This window comes from uncultured Bradyrhizobium sp. (assembly GCF_936928535.1).
Taxonomy (GTDB): Bacteria; Pseudomonadota; Alphaproteobacteria; order Rhizobiales; family Xanthobacteraceae; genus Bradyrhizobium.
Genome location: NZ_CAKZHY010000097.1, coordinates 117,453 through 133,273, shown reverse-complemented (window position 1 = coordinate 133,273; position 15,821 = coordinate 117,453). Strand labels below are relative to the sequence as shown.

Genomic DNA, 15,821 nt, shown 5'->3' with positions numbered 1-15,821 from the left:
ACAATCTCAATGGAAATCCCGCGAGGGCGGCAGGATGCGGACGTTGCGGGGGTGACGGATCTTTTGCGCGGGCATGTCCGCAAGCGCGCGGCGATCTTCGTTGAGCGGCTCGACGACTGTCGCGCCAGATGGCACCGGGGGCTTGCGGCTCAGGGCATCGTTGGCGAGGCCGACCAGATCGTGCGATCGGTCGATCATGCGCTGCGCGATCAGATGCGTCACCTTCTCTGGGCTGCTCTGGATGTAGCCCTGCACCTCGATGAGGCGCGCGCCCATCACTTCCTTGCGGTACTGCTCCATGACCTTGGGCCACACCACGACATTGGCGATGCCGGTTTCGTCCTCCAGCGTCATGAACACCACGCCGCTGGCGCTGCCCGGCCGCTGCCGCACCAGCACCACACCGGCGCAGCGGACGCGGCGCCTCTCGTTCTCGTGGCTGATCTCCTTGCAGGCGACGATGCGTTCGCGCGAAAACATCTCGCGCAGGAACTCCATCGGGTGGCCCTTCAGCGATAGCCGGATGGTCTGGTAGTCGGCGACGACCTGCTCGGGACGCGGCATCTCAGGCAACGGCTTGGCCTGCTCGTCCGGCTGCTCGCGCGCGGTCGCCGCTTCGAACAGCGGCAGCGCTACGTCGTCAGGCAGCCGCCGCACCTGCCACAGCGCCTCGCGGCGGTCGAGCCCAAGCGAGCGGAACGCATCGGCATCGGCGAGCAGGATCAATGCGCGCTTGGGCAGGCCGGTGTCGCGGGCAAAATCTTCGAGCGAGGTGAAGGGGCGGCGGTTGCGCGCGGCGATGATGCGGTCGGCCCAGTCTTCTTTTTTCTTGTTATTCCGGGGCGACGCGTCAGCGTCGAACCCGGAATCCATTCCACCAGGCGTATGCGGCCCGATGGATTCCGGGCTCGCGCTGCGCGCGCCCCGGAATGACGACTGGATGGTTTTGAGCCTTTCTTCATCCGGATCGAGCCAATGGAAGCCGTCGATCTGGCGGAAGCCGAGACGTACGGCGCAATATCTTTTGTCAGCATTCTCCAACGTGTTTTGCCCAAAACTATAGGACACGTCGATCTCGCGAACCTCGACATCGTTCTTGCGGGCGTCACCGACGATCTGCGCCGGCGCGTAAAAGCCCATCGGCTGCGAGTTCAGGAGGCCGCAGCAGAAGGCATCAGGATGATGGTATTTCAGCCATGAGGAGATATAGACGAGCTGCGCGAAGCTCGCTGCGTGGCTCTCCGGAAAACCGTAGGAGCCAAAGCCCTTGATCTGATCAAAGCAGCTTCTGGCGAAATTCGGATCATAGCCGCGCGCGACCATGTTGCCGATCAGCTTCTCCTCGTACTGGCCGATGGTGCCGACATTGCGGAAGGTCGCCATCGAGCGGCGCAGGCCATTGGCTTCCTCGGAGGTGAATTTCGCCGCCTCGATCGCGATGCGCATCGCCTGCTCCTGGAACAGGGGCACACCCATCGTTTTGTGCAGCACGTTGTAGAGTTCGTCCTTGTCGCCATGATCCGGCGACGGAGACGGATAGCTCACCTTTTCCAGACCGTTCCGCCGGCGCAGATATGGATGCACCATGTCGCCCTGGATCGGCCCGGGACGCACGATCGCGACTTCGATGACGAGATCGTAGAAGGTTCGCGGCTTCAGGCGCGGCAGCATGTTCATCTGGGCGCGGCTCTCGACCTGGAACACGCCGAGCGACTCGCCGGCGCACAGCATGTCGTAAACCTTAGGATCGTCCTGTGGGACGCTCGCCAGCACGAAACGCTCACCCTTGTGCTGATCGATCAGATCAAAGCACTTCCTGATGCAGGTCAGCATGCCCAGCGCGAGCACGTCGACCTTCATCATGTTGAGCGCATCGACGTCGTCCTTGTCCCATTCGATGAAGGTACGGTCGTCCATCGCGGCATTGCCGATCGGCACATAGGTGTCGAGCCGGTCCTGGGTCAGCACATAGCCGCCGACATGCTGGGACAGATGGCGCGGGAATTCGATCAGCTCGGTCGCAAGCTCGACCGCAAGGTTGATCATGGGATTTTGCGGATCGAGCCCGGCCTGCCGGACCTGCATGTCGTTGAGGCCCTTGCCCCAGCTGCCCCAGACGGTGTCGGCGAGCGCGGCGGTGACGTCCTCGGTCAGGCCGAGCGCCTTGCCGACGTCGCGGATGGCGCTGCGCGGACGGTAATGGATGATGGTGGCGATGATCGCGGCGCGGTGGCGGCCGTAGCGCCGATAGACATATTGCATCACCTCCTCGCGCCGAGAATGCTCGAAATCGACGTCGATGTCAGGCGGCTCCAGCCGCTCCTTGGAGATGAAGCGCTCGAACAGCAGGTCGACCTTGGTCGGGTCGACGGAGGTGATGCCGAGCACATAACACACTGCCGAATTCGCCGCCGATCCCCGCCCCTGGCACAGAATGTTCTGGCTGCGCGCATAATGGACGATGTCGTGCACGGTGAGGAAGTAATGCGCGTATTTCAGCTCAGCGATTAGCGCGAGTTCTTTCTTGAGCGTCGCGCGCAGCTTGTCGTCGATCTTGCCGTCAAAATATTTATCGACACCCGCCCAGGTCAGGTCCTCCAGATGTCCCTGCGCGGTCTTGCCCGGCGGCACCGGCTCATCAGGATATTGGTACTTGAGCTGGTCGAGCGTGAAGTCGATGCGATCCGCAAAACGCATGGTCTCCGCGATCGCCTCGGGGACATCGCGGAACAGCCGGGCCATCTCGCGGGGCGTCTTCAGAAAGCGCTCGGCATTGGCTTCCAGCCTGCGCCCGACTGCCTCGATCGTGGTCTTTTCTCTGATACAGGTGAGCACGTCCTGGAGGGGACGCCGGCCGGGATCGTGATAGAGCACCTCGTTGGTCGCGAGCAGCGGCACTTTTGCTTTTGCGGCGAGATCACCGAGCCGCGCCAGGCGGCGGCGATCGTCGCCGCGATAGATCAGGCTCGCCGCCAGCCACACGCCGTCGGCGCGGCTTGCCTTGAGTTTTGAAAGCACCTCCAGCGCCTGCGCATCATCAAACCGATGCGGCAGCGTCAGGACCAGAAGCTGGCCTTCCGCAAACTCCAAGAGATCGCCAAAGCTGAGATGGCACTCGCCCTTCTCGATCCGCGTGATGTCGTCGCCGCGCTTGCCCCGGGTGAGAAGCTGGCACAGCCGGCCATAGGCGGCACGGTCGCGCGGATAGACGAAGATATCGGGCGTGCCGTCGGTGAAGACGATGCGCGTGCCGATCAGGAGTTTCGGCTTGTGCAGCACCTTGTCATTGTCGAGCTCATTCCAGGCCCGTACCACGCCGGCCAGCGTGTTGTGATCTGCAATCCCGATCACGGGAATGCCAAGCTTGCTGGCCTGATGCACATAGGCGCGCGGATCGGAGCCGCCGCGCAGGAAGGAGAAATTGGTGGTGATGCCGATCTCGGCATAGGCAGGCGTGTTCATGCGAAGAGACCGTGCACGTACCAGCGAGGCGGAGCAGACTTGCCGTCGGCGTCGAACACCTCTCCTTCATAAAGACCGTCGCGAAAAATCCAGAAGCGCAGGCCCTCGGCATCCTCGATGCGGAAATAATCCCGCGTCAGCTGCTTGCCGTCCTGGCGCCACCATTCCATGGCGATGCGCTCGGGCCCTTCCACCCGCACCACCGCATGTTTCGCCCGCCGCCAGGTGAATTGATGCGGCGGACCGTCAGGCACGGTCGCAAACGGCACGGTGACCGGCTCCGGTTGGTCGAACAGCCTGAGGGGACGCAGCGGCGGCTCGCTTTCGGCACGCGCAGGCCACTCGGCTTGCATAGAAGCAGTGAGATGATGCTGGGCGGGCGCGGCCAGCACGGCCTGCTCGGGGATGTGCGTGTCCTGCGGCAGATGCACGATGACGCGCTTTCCGCCGATGCGCGCGGCGATACGGTCGATCAGCGCGGCAAGCTCGTCATTGTCATGGACATGGGCATCGAGATCGCGCTGCTCCTGCACCACGATCTCGGTGCGGCTCGCTGACAACCGCACCATGTCGAAACCGAAGCCGGGATCGAGCGGATCGGCGAGCGCCTCGAGACGTTCGCGGAACAGGCGATCAATCACGGCGCTCTGCGTCACCGGACGTCCGGTCTCGACCATGATCGCGCGCACCACGCCGTCGGTGCGGAAAAACGATGCCTCCAGCCGCCGTGCGCCTTTGCCCTGCTTCTCCATGGACGCGATCAACGTATCCGCGAGCCGCGACAGCGTCATCGCGATCATGGTGTCGGTCGCAATCGGCTCGGCAAAACGTTTCTCCACGATGTAATCGGGCAGCGGCTTGCGCGGATTGATCGGCACATCGCCCTGCCCCAGCGCATGCGCGAGCAACGTGGAGAACCGCGCGCCGAACCGCGCCGTGATTTCGCTCGGGGTGCGCGAGGCGACATCGCCGATGGTCTTCAGCCCGGCACGGCGCAGCCCGTTGGTGATCGTCTCGTCCGCGCCGAGCGCGGACACCGGAAACCGGTCGATCGCCGCCGCCTCCCCGCCATCGGCAACGATGCTGCCCGTGGCCTGCCGCGTCAGCGTGCGTGCGCAGACCGAGGTACCGGCGATCGCCGCGCTGACGGCAAAGCCCTGGCGCGCCAGCGCCTGGACCAGCGTCTTTAGCAGCGCAGCCTCGCCGCCGAACAGATGTGCGCAGCCGGTGATATCCAGGAACAGTCCATGCGGCGCATCGAGCGCCACCAGCGGCGTGAAGCGGTCGCACCAGTCGGCGATGTCGCTCAGCGTCTTCGCATCGGCCACGACGTCGGCGTCGAACACTTTTAGATCCGGGCACATCGCCCGCGCGTTCGCGAGCGGCTGGCCGATATACAGACCCAAACGCTCGGCGGCCTCGTCCAGCGCATGGATCACCAATGCATTGCTGTCCTTGATGACGACAATGCTGGGATCATTGGTTCTACCCAGCCCGGCGCTGCTGAAGAACCGCTGGATCCTGTCGATGGGCAGGCGCGGCAGCCACAGGCTGAGGATACGCCGACGGTTCACTGAACTGGCACTCATCACACTTCCATTCCATGATCCACCGGCCGCACGGGCCATGACGATTGCGCAACAGCTCGACATCAAAGCGCGGCGCGCCCCAGACGTCCCAAGGCGCCGCAGGCATTGAAGCCGACCCCGGCGGCGAATGCGCCGCGCGCAGCATCCATCGCGTCTCCGCGGTCGAGGGCAGCGGCTGTGCCGCCATCCGTAACAACAAGCCAGTGACGCCCGAGCCTTGCGCGGCCAGCGTCAGCTTGCGGCTCGCCACGAGGTCGAACTGCCTGATCTCGCCCCAGAGGTCGAGCACGACGGCGCCGAGCGCATCGCAAGCAAGCGCATCGGCCGAAGTGCGCAGTGCGCTCTCGACGTCTGCCGCACGCACCATCACCACGCGACGCGGATCGAGGCCGAGTTCAGTGAGCCCGCTCATCGACAGCGCGCCGGTCTCGATCTCCGAAAAATCCTGCCGCACCCACAGCAGCGGCCGCTGCGCCGTGACGCGGCCCGCAAGTCCGGTGACAAAGCCCGTCGCGGCCGCGCCCTGGCGCCCTTCGCAAAACACCTCGTGGATCGCCGCGCGCGCGAGACCGCCTTTCAAGGCGCGATCGACCTCGCCGTGACCGAGCGCGACGCGGTCCTGATGATGCACGACCTCCGCCGTCTCGATCCGTTCGATCTGGCTGCGCAAGGTCGCAAGCGCGCTCATGCGTGCGCCGCTCATGCTCGCCGCTCCTCAGAAGATTGATGCCGTGGTCTTCAAAAGAAGAACCAACGGCTGGCTCATTTGTTCATGATATGTTCTAATATAAAGCTAACGGCACCCAAAGAGTCAATCGAATTGGCGCTCTGCCGGATTCATCAGCGGAATCAAAGGGATTCAATAATGGACGTACAACGCAAGCTGGAGATCCTGGCGGACGCCGCGAAGTACGACGCGTCCTGTGCCTCCAGCGGCACCGAGAAGCGGGATTCCAGCGACGGCAAGGGCATGGGCTCGACTGCACCCGGCATGGGCATCTGCCATTCCTATGCGCCGGACGGACGCTGCATCTCGCTGCTCAAGGTGCTGCTGACCAACGCCTGCAATTACGATTGCCTCTATTGCGTCAACCGCGCCTCGTCCAACGTGCCGCGCGCCCGCTTCACCATCGACGAGGTCGTCAAGCTCACGCTCGACTTCTACCGGCGCAATTACATCGAGGGACTGTTTCTCTCCTCCGGCATCATCCGCAGCCCCGACTACACAATGGAGCAAGTGGTCAGCGTCGCGCGAAAGCTGCGCGAGGAGCATCACTTCCGCGGTTACATTCACCTGAAGACCATTCCAGAGGCCGACGACGCGCTGATCGCCGAAGCTGGTAAATATGCCGACCGTCTCTCCATCAACATCGAGATGCCGCAGGAAACGAGCCTGCGGCAATTCGCGCCGGAGAAGGACGTGCGTGCGATCCGCCGCACCATGGGCCGGCTGCGACTGAAGCTGGACGAGGCCGAGGACATCAGTACGACAAAAACAAAGGCAAGGCCGCAGCGTTTCGCACCGGCCGGACAAAGCACCCAGATGATCGTTGGCGCCGACAGCGCGAACGATCACACCATTCTCCACACCAGCGCCAATCTCTACGGTTCCTACCGATTGCGGCGCGTCTACTATTCCGCCTTCAGCCCGATCCCCGATGCCAGCCGCGCCTTGCCCCTGGTCCAGCCGCCCTTGCTGCGCGAGCACCGGCTCTACCAAGCCGACTGGCTGATGCGGTTCTACGGTTTTGACGTTGCCGAGATCGTCGACGACAGCGCGATGCTGCCGCTCGACATCGATCCCAAGCTCGCCTGGGCGCTGCGCCATCGCGACCGCTTTCCGCTCGACGTCAACCGCGCCAGCCGCGAGGAGCTGCTGCGCGTGCCGGGCTTCGGCACCAAGGCGGTCGAACGCATCATCGCGACGCGGCGCACCACCACGATCCGTCTCTCCGATCTGGCGCGGCTGCATGTGCCCCAGAAAAAGGCGCTGCCGTTCATCGTCCTCAGCGATTACCGGCCCGCCCCGCATCGTCTCGATGCCGTCGGGCTGATCGAACGGTTCAAGCCGAAAGCAACGCAATTAGGGTTTGGCTTCTGATGCAGTACATCACGCTCGACACCGAAACCGATTTCGACGGCTGGCGCAAAGCCGCACGCAGCCTCGTGCTTCATCACGTGCAGCCCGCCGATGTCACCTGGGCCGTGCAGGGCGGAGAGGCCGATCTGTTCGCGCCACCCGCGCCGTCGCCGATCCTCGAGGTCAACGACGGCACCTTCAGCGTATCAGGCAAATTCGTCGATCTCGCGAAATCAGCAATCCTGCATCGCGATGGCGAACGCTTTGCGATCCTCTATCGCCTGCTCTGGCGTCTGAGGGACAATCACGATCTGATCGAGGTTGCGACCGATCCTGACATCGCGCTGGTCACAGCGATGGCCCGCGCGGTCCATCGCGACGAGCACAAGATGCACGCCTTCGTGCGCTTTCGCGAGATCGGCCGGGAACGCGCCGCGCATTACGTCGCCTGGTTCGAGCCGGAGCATCATATCGTCGAGCTCGCCGCACCGTTCTTCGCCAAGCGCTTTGCCGACATGCCCTGGTCGATCCTGACGCCCGATCTCTGCGCGCATTGGGATGGCCATGCGCTCTCCTTCACGCAAGGCGTGAGCAAGAGCGAAGCGCCCGGCGAAGACCGGCTGGAGGAAACCTGGCGGCGCTATTACGCCAGCATCTTCAATCCGGCGCGGCTGAAGGTGAAAGCGATGCAAACGGAGATGCCGAAGAAATACTGGCGGAACCTGCCCGAGGCTTCGATCATTAAGCCCTTGATCGAGGACGCCGAGCGCATGACCGGCGCCATGATCGCCAACGCCGCAACCGATCCGCACAAGCCCCAGAAGCGGCCGGAGGCTCCGATGACACGCAAGACCCAAGCCGACGATCTCGAAGCGCTTCGCGAGGAAGCCGCACATTGCCGCGCCTGTCCGCTCTACAAGGATGCGACGCAAACCGTGTTCGGCGAAGGCCCGAAGGACGCCACCATCATGCTGGTCGGCGAGCAGCCCGGCGACAAGGAAGACCTCGCCGGCCATCCCTTCGTCGGCCCGGCCGGCCAGATGCTCGACCGCGCGCTTGCGGAAGCCGGCGTCGACCGCAAGAAGGTCTATGTCACCAACGCCGTAAAGCACTTCAAATTCGTGCCGCGCGGCAAGATCCGCCTGCACCAGAAGCCGGCAACGCCGGAGATCAAAGCCTGCCGGCAATGGTATGAGCGGGAAGTTTCGGCAATCCAGCCCGAACTGATCGTGGCGATGGGCGCGACCGCCGCGCAGAGCGTCTTCGGCAAGATCACGCCCATCGGCAAGACCCGCGGGCGGCTCATAGACCTCCCCGACGGACGCAAGGCGCTGGTGACGGTGCATCCGTCCTATCTGCTGCGGCTCCCTGATCCCGAGGCGAAGGTGATGGAATATCAGCGCTTTGTCGAAGACCTGAAGATTGCCGCCGCGTTGCAGAAGAAAGCCGCGCGCGCCGCCTGAGAGGACGCCGCATTCAGGAACGGAGCGTGGATAAGCTCCGTCCTTTCAACTGCCTGTCCGTGATTTCAACCGCCTGTCACATGCCGCGCGCAAAATCGGGGCCTTGGGACAGGAGAATTTCTATGAGTGACGTTGCTTTGCCGGGCTCGATCGAGCCTGCCTTGAGTAAGGGGCCAGACCTCAATCGCGGATTTCATCCGCTCACCGGCGTGATCTACCTGGGTGTGATCGCCGCTGCCCTGCTGTTCGTCGCCTACAGCATCTGGGTCGACGTCGATGCTTCGGGCGCGCAGGTCAAGTCCTTCGCTCCGTTCCTCCTGCTCTTCGTCGCGCTTTTGATCGCACTCGGCTTCGAATTCGTGAACGGCTTCCACGACACCGCCAATGCGGTGGCAACCGTGATCTACACCCGCTCGCTGCCCGCCCATGTCGCCGTGGTGTGGTCCGGCATGTTCAACCTGTTCGGCGTGCTGCTGTCTTCGGGCGCCGTCGCGTTCGGCATCGTCTCGCTGCTGCCGGTCGAGCTGATCCTCCAGGTCGGCTCCAGCGCCGGCTTCGCGATGGTGTTCGCGCTGCTGATCGCCGCCATCATCTGGAACGTCGGCACCTGGTATTTCGGCCTGCCGGCCTCAAGTTCGCACACCCTGATCGGCTCGATCATGGGCGTCGGCATCATGAACGCGGTTCTGCATGGCCGCAGCGGCACCACCGGCGTCGACTGGTCCCAGGCCACCAATATCGGCAAGGCGCTGCTGCTGTCGCCGCTGTTCGGCTTCGTGCTTGCTGCCGGCCTGCTCTGGATCCTGCGCGCCGTGCTGCTGCGCGCCACGCCCGCTCTGTTCGGCGAGCCGAAGGGCGACCAGCCGCCGCCGTGGTGGATCCGCGGCATCCTCATCCTCACCTGCACGCTGGTGAGCTTCTTCCACGGGTCCAATGACGGTCAGAAGGGCATGGGCCTGATCATGCTGATCCTGATCGGCACCGTGCCGACCGCCTACGCGCTCAACCGCGCGCTGCCCGAAAGCCAGATCGCCGCCTTCAGCCAGAACTCGGAAGCCGCCAGCAAGATCATCGAGGCCAAGGCCGCTGGCTACAACGTGATCGGTAATCCGCGTCCGGCCGTGACCAACTACGTCGCGCAGCACGAGGTCAACGCCGGCACGTTCCCCTCGCTCGCCGTGCTGGTGCGCGACATCGCCAAGCAGGTGGCGACCTACGGGTCGCTCGCCAAGGTGCCCGCCGAGCTCGTCGGCAACACCCGCAACGACATGTACCTCGCATCGGAAGCACTGCGCTTCCTGATGAAGGACAAGGAAGCCGAGCTCAGCGCCGCCGACGTCGCCGTGCTCAACGCCTACAAGGGCTCGCTCGACAGCGCCACGAAGTTCATCCCCGGCTGGGTGAAGATCGTGGTCGCCATCGCGCTTGGCCTCGGCACCATGGTCGGCTGGAAGCGCATCGTCGTGACCGTCGGCGAGAAGATCGGCAAGACGCACCTGACCTACGCGCAAGGTGCCTGCGCCGAGATTACCGCGGCCGCCACAATCGCTGCCGCCGACGTCTACGGCCTGCCTGTTTCGACCACCCACGTGCTGTCATCAGGCATCGCCGGCACCATGGCCGCCAACGGCTCGGGCCTGCAATGGGCGACGATCCGCAATATCGCCATGGCCTGGGTGCTGACCCTGCCGGCCGCGATGATCATCTCGGGCGTGCTGTACTATCTGTTCTCGCACGTGTTCTGAGCCGCGATCCGACATGCCGACAAAAAAAGGGCCCGTGCATCGCGGGCCCTTTTGATTTGGACATCAGCTCAGCACGTCACGACGCTGCAAGCTGCTGCTCGACCAGCTTGACCCAATAGGACGTGCCGTAGACGATCGCCTCGTCGTCGAAATTGTAGGCGGGATGATGCAGGCCTGCGCTGTCGCCGTTGCCGCAGAAGATGAAGGCGCCGGGCCGCGCTTCCAGCATATAGGCGAAGTCCTCGCCGCCCATCATTGGCGACATCTCCAGCACGTTGGCATCGCCCGCGACCTGCTTGGCGATGCGCGTCGCAATCTCGGTCTCCGCGGCGTGATTGTTCACGACGGGATAACCGCGCTTGTAGTTCAGATCGATCTTCGCGCCGGTGATCTGGGCAACGCCCGCCACGACTTCGCGCACGCGCTTCTCGACCAGCTTGCGCACCTCAGGCTTCAGCGTACGGATCGTGCCCCTCAGCGTCGCGGTTTGCGGAATGACATTGCGGGCATTGCCGGCGTGGAATTCGCAGATCGAGATCACGGCCGATTCCAGCGGATCGACGCTGCGCGCGACGATCGACTGCAAGGCGGTGATCAGCTGCGACCCCACGAGAACGGAATCGATGCATTTGTGCGGACGCGCGGCATGGCCGCCGAGGCCCTCGATGATGAAATCGACCTCGTCGGTCGACGCCATGATCGGGCCGGGCCGGATCGCGAACGAGCCGATCGGAATACCGGGGCCGTTGTGCATGCCGTAGACCTGCTCGATGCCGAAGCGCTCCATCATGCCGTCGTTGACCATGGCCGCGCCCCCGGCGCCGCCCTCCTCGGCCGGCTGGAAGATCACGATGGCGTCGCCGGCGAAATTTCGGGTCTCGGCGAGATAGCGCGCGGCACCTAACAGCATCGCAGTGTGGCCGTCGTGGCCGCAGGCGTGCATCTTGCCCGGAGTCTTGGAGGCGTAAGGCAGGTTGGTCTGCTCGTCGACGGGGAGCGCGTCCATGTCGGCGCGCATGCCGATCGCCTTAAGCCCTTCGCCGGCAGGCTTTTTGCCCTTGATCACGCCAACCACGCCGGTCTGGCCAATGCCGGTCACAACCTCATCGCAGCCAAACTCGCGCAGGCGATCCGCAACGAATGCTGCGGTGCGGTGGACATCATACAGCAGCTCCGGATGCTGGTGGATGTCCCGTCGCCAAGCCTGGATATCGGGTTGAAGGTCGGCGACGCGGTTCACGATGGGCATGGAGGATCTCAAGCTCTGTTGAAAATACAAGCCCGTCTACCATGCAAGCGCCAGTCCACCTAACTGCGGGAACGGGGTCTAGCCCTGCCTGCCTGGCATGGCCGGGCTTGTCCCGGCCGTCTCCGTCTGCCTATTAGGACGGAACGTTTAGAGACCATCCGGGTGGAAGCAGAATGCCGAAACGGCTCGAAGGTGAGTTTGACTATATTGTCGTGGGCGCAGGCACAGCCGGCTGCATCATTGCCAACCGCCTGTCGGCCGAATCCAGGAACCGCGTCCTCATTCTCGAGGCGGGCGGTGACGACAACTGGATCTGGTTCCATATTCCGGTCGGTTATCTCTTTGCCATCGGCAATCCGCGCTCGGACTGGATGTTCAAGACCGAGGTCGAGCCGGGCCTGAACGGCCGCTCGCTCGCCTATCCCCGCGGCAAGGTGATCGGCGGCTGCTCGGCGATCAACGCCATGATCTCGATGCGCGGCCAGGCTGCCGATTACGATCACTGGCGCCAGCTCGGCATGACCGGCTGGGGCTATGATGACGTGCTGCCGCTGTTCAAGCGCCTTGAGGACCACTTCCTCAACGCCAGCGAGCATCACGGCACCGGCGGCGGATGGCGCATCGAGGCGCCGCGACTGTCGTGGGACGTGCTCGATGCCGTCGGCGATGCCGCAGAAGAAATGGGCATCAAGCGCATTCCGGACTTCAACACCGGCGACAATGAAGGCACCAGCTATTTCCACGTCAACCAGAAGCGCGGCCGGCGCTGGTCGTCCGCCCGCGGCTTCCTTAAGCCCGCGCTGAACCGTCCGAACTTGCGGCTCGAGAAGAACGTGCTGGTCGACCGCCTCATCATCGAGCAGGGCCGCGCCGTCGGCGTGCGCTTCATCCAGAACGGCGAGGTCGTCGAGGCGCGTGCAAAACGCGAGGTGATCCTTTCGGCCGGCTCGATCGGCTCGGTGCAGGTGCTGCATCGCTCCGGCATCGGGCCTGTCGACTGGCTGTCGCCGCTCGGCATCGATATCGTCATGGACAAGCCTGGCGTCGGACGCAATCTGCAGGATCACCTCCAGCAGCGCGCGATCTACAAGGTCGAGGGCGTCAGGACGTTGAACGAAACCTATTACAACCTGTTCCGCCGCGGCCTGATGGGCCTCGACTACGCCTTCCGCCGCCGCGGCCCACTAACGATGGCGCCATCGCAGCTCGGCATCTTCACGCGGTCCGACGCGACACGCGCGCGCGCCAACATCCAGTTCCACGTGCAACCGCTCTCGCTCGACAAGTTCGGCGATCCCCTGCACCGCTTCCCTGCGGTCACCGTGAGCGCCTGCAATCTCCAGCCGACCTCGCGCGGCACGATCCGCCTGCGCTCGGCGAGCCCGGACGAGAAGCCGATCATCGCGCCGAACTATCTGTCGACCGACGACGACCGCCAGGTCGGCGCCGACGCCATCCGCACCACGCGCCGCCTGATGCAACAGAAAGCGCTGGCAAAATATCGCCCCAGCGAATATCTGCCCGGCCCCACGGTCGGTGATGATGACGCCTCGCTCGCCAAAGCCGCAGGCGACATCGGCACCACCATCTTCCACCCCGTCGGCACCGCGAAGATGGGTGCAGCGAGCGATCCCATGGCCGTGGTCGACGAGCGCCTGCGCTTCTACGGCCTCGGCGGTCTTCGCATCGTCGACGCCTCGATCATGCCGACGATCACCTCGGGCAATACCAACACGCCGACCGCAATGATCGCCGAGAAGGGCGCGACGATGATTTTGGAGGATGCGAAGTAGCATCCGGCCCCATGATCCCTCACCGCTTTTCCATCGGCCCGCCCGACGCAGAAATCGCCATGTTGCAGTGGGGCGAAGGCGGCAAGCCGCCGGCGCTGCTCGTCCATGGCACCGGCTTCGTGGCCGATGTCTGGGACGAGGTCGCGCGCGAGCTCACATCGACCTACACTGTCTACGCGCTCGATCGCCGCGGCCACGGCGCGAGCCACAAGCCCGGCGCATATCACTTTCTCGACTATGCCGACGATCTCTGCAGGGTGATCGACGCGCTGGGCTTGCACGACGTCTACGGCATCGGCCACAGCGCGGGCGCCACCGATTTGCTGCTGACAACAAAGCTGCTGCCGGGATGCTTCACCCGCCTGTTCGTGATGGAGCCGACCGTGATGAACCCGCACGCGGCGCGCCCCGGCGGCTTGAACGACGAATCCGTAGCCCGCGTAGAAGGAGCTCTGCGCCGACGCGCTGAGTTCGACAGTGCTGAGGCCGTCTTCGAGCGTTATCGTGCCGCTCCTGCTTTTGCCGATTGGACCGAGGCTTCGTTGTGGGCCTATGTGCGTCACGGCTTCACCCCGCTCGGCGACGGCCGGGTTCGGCTCTGCTGCACGCCCGAGATCGAAGCCGCGATCCTGCGCCCGATCTACGAAGCGATGGAGCAGGTCTATGTCGGCGACGCGCGCGGCAATCCGTTCGCCTGGTTCAGTGAGATCGCGTGCCCCGTGATGGTGACGACTGCCGAGACGTCGGGGCCGATCTACAAGGAGATGGCCTCACGCGCCATGGCGCTTATTCCTCACGCCCTGACTCGCACTTTCAAAGGCGCCGGCCACTGCGTCGTCCAGGAAGCCCCCGCCCTGGTCGTGCGGGCGATCAGGGAATTTTCGCCCTAGACCCCCGTTCACCTCCCCTGTCCCCCCGCGCGGGCCTGTGTGATCCCACCTCACGAAAACGTCATCGTCCCCCGCGAATAAACCTGCCCCTCCCCTAATCACCTCTCCGACGCCCAATTCCGGGCCAAAGGAGACGTTGCGATGAGCGGACACGATCACGGGGACGACGGCGTCAGCCGCCGCAAGGTGCTGGAATGCATGACATGGGCCGGCACCGGGGTGCTCTGGACCATAACCGGCGGCGTGCCGCGGTCGCTCGGCATCATCGATTCCGCTGAGGCCGCCACCGCTGCCGCGCCCGGCATGACCTTCCTCCAGATCAGCGACAGCCATGTCGGCTTCGACAAGCCGGCCAATCCCAATGCGCTGGGGACGCTGGAGGAAGCCGTCAACAAGATCAATGCGATGCCGGCCAAGCCGTCGTTCATGATCCACACCGGCGACATCACCCATCTGTCCAAGGCCTCCGAGTTCGACAATGCCGAACGCATCATCTCGCAGTCCAAGCTGGACGTGCACTACGTGCCCGGCGAGCACGACTTCCTCGACGAGGAGGTGAAGTTCTATCGCGACCGTTACGGCCGCGGCACCAAGGGCGCGGGCTGGTACTCCTTCGACGCCGGCGGCGTGCACTTCGTCGGCCTCGTCAACGTCGTCGACCTCAAGGCCGGCGGCCTCGGCAATCTCGGCACCGAGCAGCTTGCCTGGCTCGAGGACGACCTCCGCGGCAAGTCGAAATCGACGCCTGTCGTATTGTTCGCCCACATCCCGCTCTGGACCGTCTATCCGGAATGGGGCTGGGGCACCGACGACGGCGGTCGCGCGCTGGAGCTGGTGAAGGGTTTTGGCTCGGTCACCGTGCTGAACGGCCACATCCACCAGGTGATGCAGAAGGTCGAGGGCAACGTCACCTTCCACACCGCGCGCTCGACCGCCTTCCCGCAACCGGCGCCGGGCTCCGCTCCGTCTCCCGGACCGATGAAGGTCGAGGACGCCAAGCTCCGATCGATGCTCGGGGTCGCCAGCATCAACTTCAAGCAGAACGAGCAGCGGCTCGCCATCATCGACACGCCGCTGCAAGGTTGATTCATGGTTGATCGGAAGCTGACAATGAAGACGATCAATCGCCGCGACTTCTCCGTCGCTGTGGCCGCGGCCATCCTGCTGCCCGTCACGACCGCCCGTGCCGACGACACCAACATGGAGGTGCATATCGACAATTTCGTCTTCCAGCCGGCGGAGCTCAAGATCAAGGTCGGCACGACCGTGACCTGGACCAACCGGGACGACATCCCGCACACGGTGGTGTCGGCCGGCAAGTTCCGGTCCAAGGCCCTGGACACTGACGACAAGTTCTCGTTCACCTTCACCGATGCGGGCGACTACAAATATTTTTGTTCGTTGCACCCGCACATGACCGGGATGATCAAGGTTGAGTAACGTCTCCAACCAAGGCATCTCTGTCTTGCCCGGCCGGTGGTCCCACACCGGCCGGGCTCGCGTGCCTTCGGTCAGGCCCCAAGGCGACACGACGTACCAAACGCAGCAAG

Annotated in this window: 11 protein-coding genes; 7 read left to right on the top strand and 4 right to left on the bottom strand. The window is 64.1% G+C overall.

Going from position 1 to position 15,821, the window contains the following annotated elements; genetic code table 11:
• Nucleotides 1–6: 6 nt before the first annotated feature.
• Genes Q0687_RS19950 through Q0687_RS19940 form a run of 3 tightly spaced genes read right to left on the bottom strand, consistent with a single transcriptional unit; the run spans nt 7 to nt 5,754 of the window.
• A complete protein-coding gene (locus tag Q0687_RS19950) occupies nt 7–3,462 on the bottom strand; it encodes an error-prone DNA polymerase (protein ID WP_298880169.1) in 3,456 nt (1,151 codons plus the stop codon).
• Nucleotides 3,459–5,051, bottom strand: coding sequence for a DNA polymerase Y family protein (locus Q0687_RS19945; protein WP_298880167.1), 1,593 nt, complete (start codon nt 5,049–5,051; stop codon nt 3,459–3,461). Before Q0687_RS19945 ends, Q0687_RS19950 begins: the two co-directional genes overlap by 4 nt.
• Nucleotides 4,948–5,754, bottom strand: coding sequence for a DNA repair protein (locus Q0687_RS19940; protein ID WP_298880164.1), 807 nt, complete (start codon nt 5,752–5,754; stop codon nt 4,948–4,950). The genes Q0687_RS19945 and Q0687_RS19940 overlap by 104 nt, the downstream gene beginning before the upstream one ends.
• A gap of 162 nt (nt 5,755–5,916) precedes the next feature.
• On the opposite strand from Q0687_RS19940, the gene Q0687_RS19935 reads away from it, so the two are divergent.
• The 3 genes from Q0687_RS19935 (at nt 5,917) to Q0687_RS19925 (ending at nt 10,339) form a co-directional block, all read left to right on the top strand.
• A complete protein-coding gene (locus Q0687_RS19935; protein ID WP_298880162.1) occupies nt 5,917–7,152 on the top strand; it encodes a putative DNA modification/repair radical SAM protein in 1,236 nt (411 codons plus the stop codon).
• Nucleotides 7,152–8,594, top strand: coding sequence for a UdgX family uracil-DNA binding protein (locus Q0687_RS19930; protein WP_298880160.1), 1,443 nt, complete (start codon nt 7,152–7,154; stop codon nt 8,592–8,594). The genes Q0687_RS19935 and Q0687_RS19930 overlap by 1 nt, the downstream gene beginning before the upstream one ends.
• 122 nt (nt 8,595–8,716) lie before the next feature.
• Nucleotides 8,717–10,339 carry an inorganic phosphate transporter gene (locus Q0687_RS19925; RefSeq protein WP_298880157.1) on the top strand — a complete coding sequence of 541 codons (1,623 nt, stop codon included), beginning with the start codon at nt 8,717–8,719 and terminating at the stop codon, nt 10,337–10,339.
• Between the two features lie 76 nt (nt 10,340–10,415).
• Here Q0687_RS19925 and Q0687_RS19920 read toward each other — a convergent pair whose 3' ends face one another.
• Nucleotides 10,416–11,588: a M20 aminoacylase family protein gene (locus Q0687_RS19920; RefSeq protein WP_298880154.1), complete on the bottom strand. Its 1,173-nt coding sequence runs from the start codon at nt 11,586–11,588 to the stop codon at nt 10,416–10,418.
• Nucleotides 11,589–11,761: 173 nt separating this feature from the next.
• Here Q0687_RS19920 and Q0687_RS19915 point away from each other — a divergent pair, with 173 nt between their 5' ends.
• The 4 genes from Q0687_RS19915 (at nt 11,762) to Q0687_RS19900 (ending at nt 15,711) form a co-directional block, all read left to right on the top strand.
• The gene (locus Q0687_RS19915; RefSeq protein ID WP_298880152.1) at nt 11,762–13,381 is read left to right on the top strand and encodes a GMC family oxidoreductase N-terminal domain-containing protein; all 1,620 of its coding nucleotides are present in this window, start codon (nt 11,762–11,764) and stop codon (nt 13,379–13,381) included.
• A gap of 11 nt (nt 13,382–13,392) precedes the next feature.
• Nucleotides 13,393–14,271 (top strand): alpha/beta hydrolase, encoded by an 879-nt coding sequence (locus Q0687_RS19910; RefSeq protein WP_298880149.1) that lies wholly within the window; start codon nt 13,393–13,395, stop codon nt 14,269–14,271.
• A gap of 141 nt (nt 14,272–14,412) precedes the next feature.
• Nucleotides 14,413–15,357, top strand: a complete 945-nt coding sequence (locus Q0687_RS19905) for a metallophosphoesterase (RefSeq protein WP_298880146.1) — start codon at nt 14,413–14,415, stop codon at nt 15,355–15,357.
• Nucleotides 15,358–15,381: 24 nt separating this feature from the next.
• Nucleotides 15,382–15,711 carry a cupredoxin family copper-binding protein gene (locus Q0687_RS19900; protein ID WP_298880143.1) on the top strand — a complete coding sequence of 110 codons (330 nt, stop codon included), beginning with the start codon at nt 15,382–15,384 and terminating at the stop codon, nt 15,709–15,711.
• The last annotated feature ends 110 nt before the right edge of the window (nt 15,712–15,821 follow it).

Coding starts and splice junctions, on each gene's coding strand:
- Q0687_RS19950 (WP_298880169.1), bottom strand. CDS start 3,462: ATGAACACGCCTGCCTATGCCGAGATCGGCATCACCACCAATTTCTCC.
- Q0687_RS19920 (WP_298880154.1), bottom strand. CDS start 11,588: ATGCCCATCGTGAACCGCGTCGCCGACCTTCAACCCGATATCCAGGCT.
- Q0687_RS19915 (WP_298880152.1), top strand. CDS start 11,762: ATGCCGAAACGGCTCGAAGGTGAGTTTGACTATATTGTCGTGGGCGCA.
- Q0687_RS19930 (WP_298880160.1), top strand. CDS start 7,152: ATGCAGTACATCACGCTCGACACCGAAACCGATTTCGACGGCTGGCGC.
- Q0687_RS19945 (WP_298880167.1), bottom strand. CDS start 5,051: ATGAGTGCCAGTTCAGTGAACCGTCGGCGTATCCTCAGCCTGTGGCTG.
- Q0687_RS19905 (WP_298880146.1), top strand. CDS start 14,413: ATGAGCGGACACGATCACGGGGACGACGGCGTCAGCCGCCGCAAGGTG.
- Q0687_RS19900 (WP_298880143.1), top strand. CDS start 15,382: ATGAAGACGATCAATCGCCGCGACTTCTCCGTCGCTGTGGCCGCGGCC.
- Q0687_RS19910 (WP_298880149.1), top strand. CDS start 13,393: ATGATCCCTCACCGCTTTTCCATCGGCCCGCCCGACGCAGAAATCGCC.
- Q0687_RS19935 (WP_298880162.1), top strand. CDS start 5,917: ATGGACGTACAACGCAAGCTGGAGATCCTGGCGGACGCCGCGAAGTAC.
- Q0687_RS19940 (WP_298880164.1), bottom strand. CDS start 5,754: ATGAGCGGCGCACGCATGAGCGCGCTTGCGACCTTGCGCAGCCAGATC.
- Q0687_RS19925 (WP_298880157.1), top strand. CDS start 8,717: ATGAGTGACGTTGCTTTGCCGGGCTCGATCGAGCCTGCCTTGAGTAAG.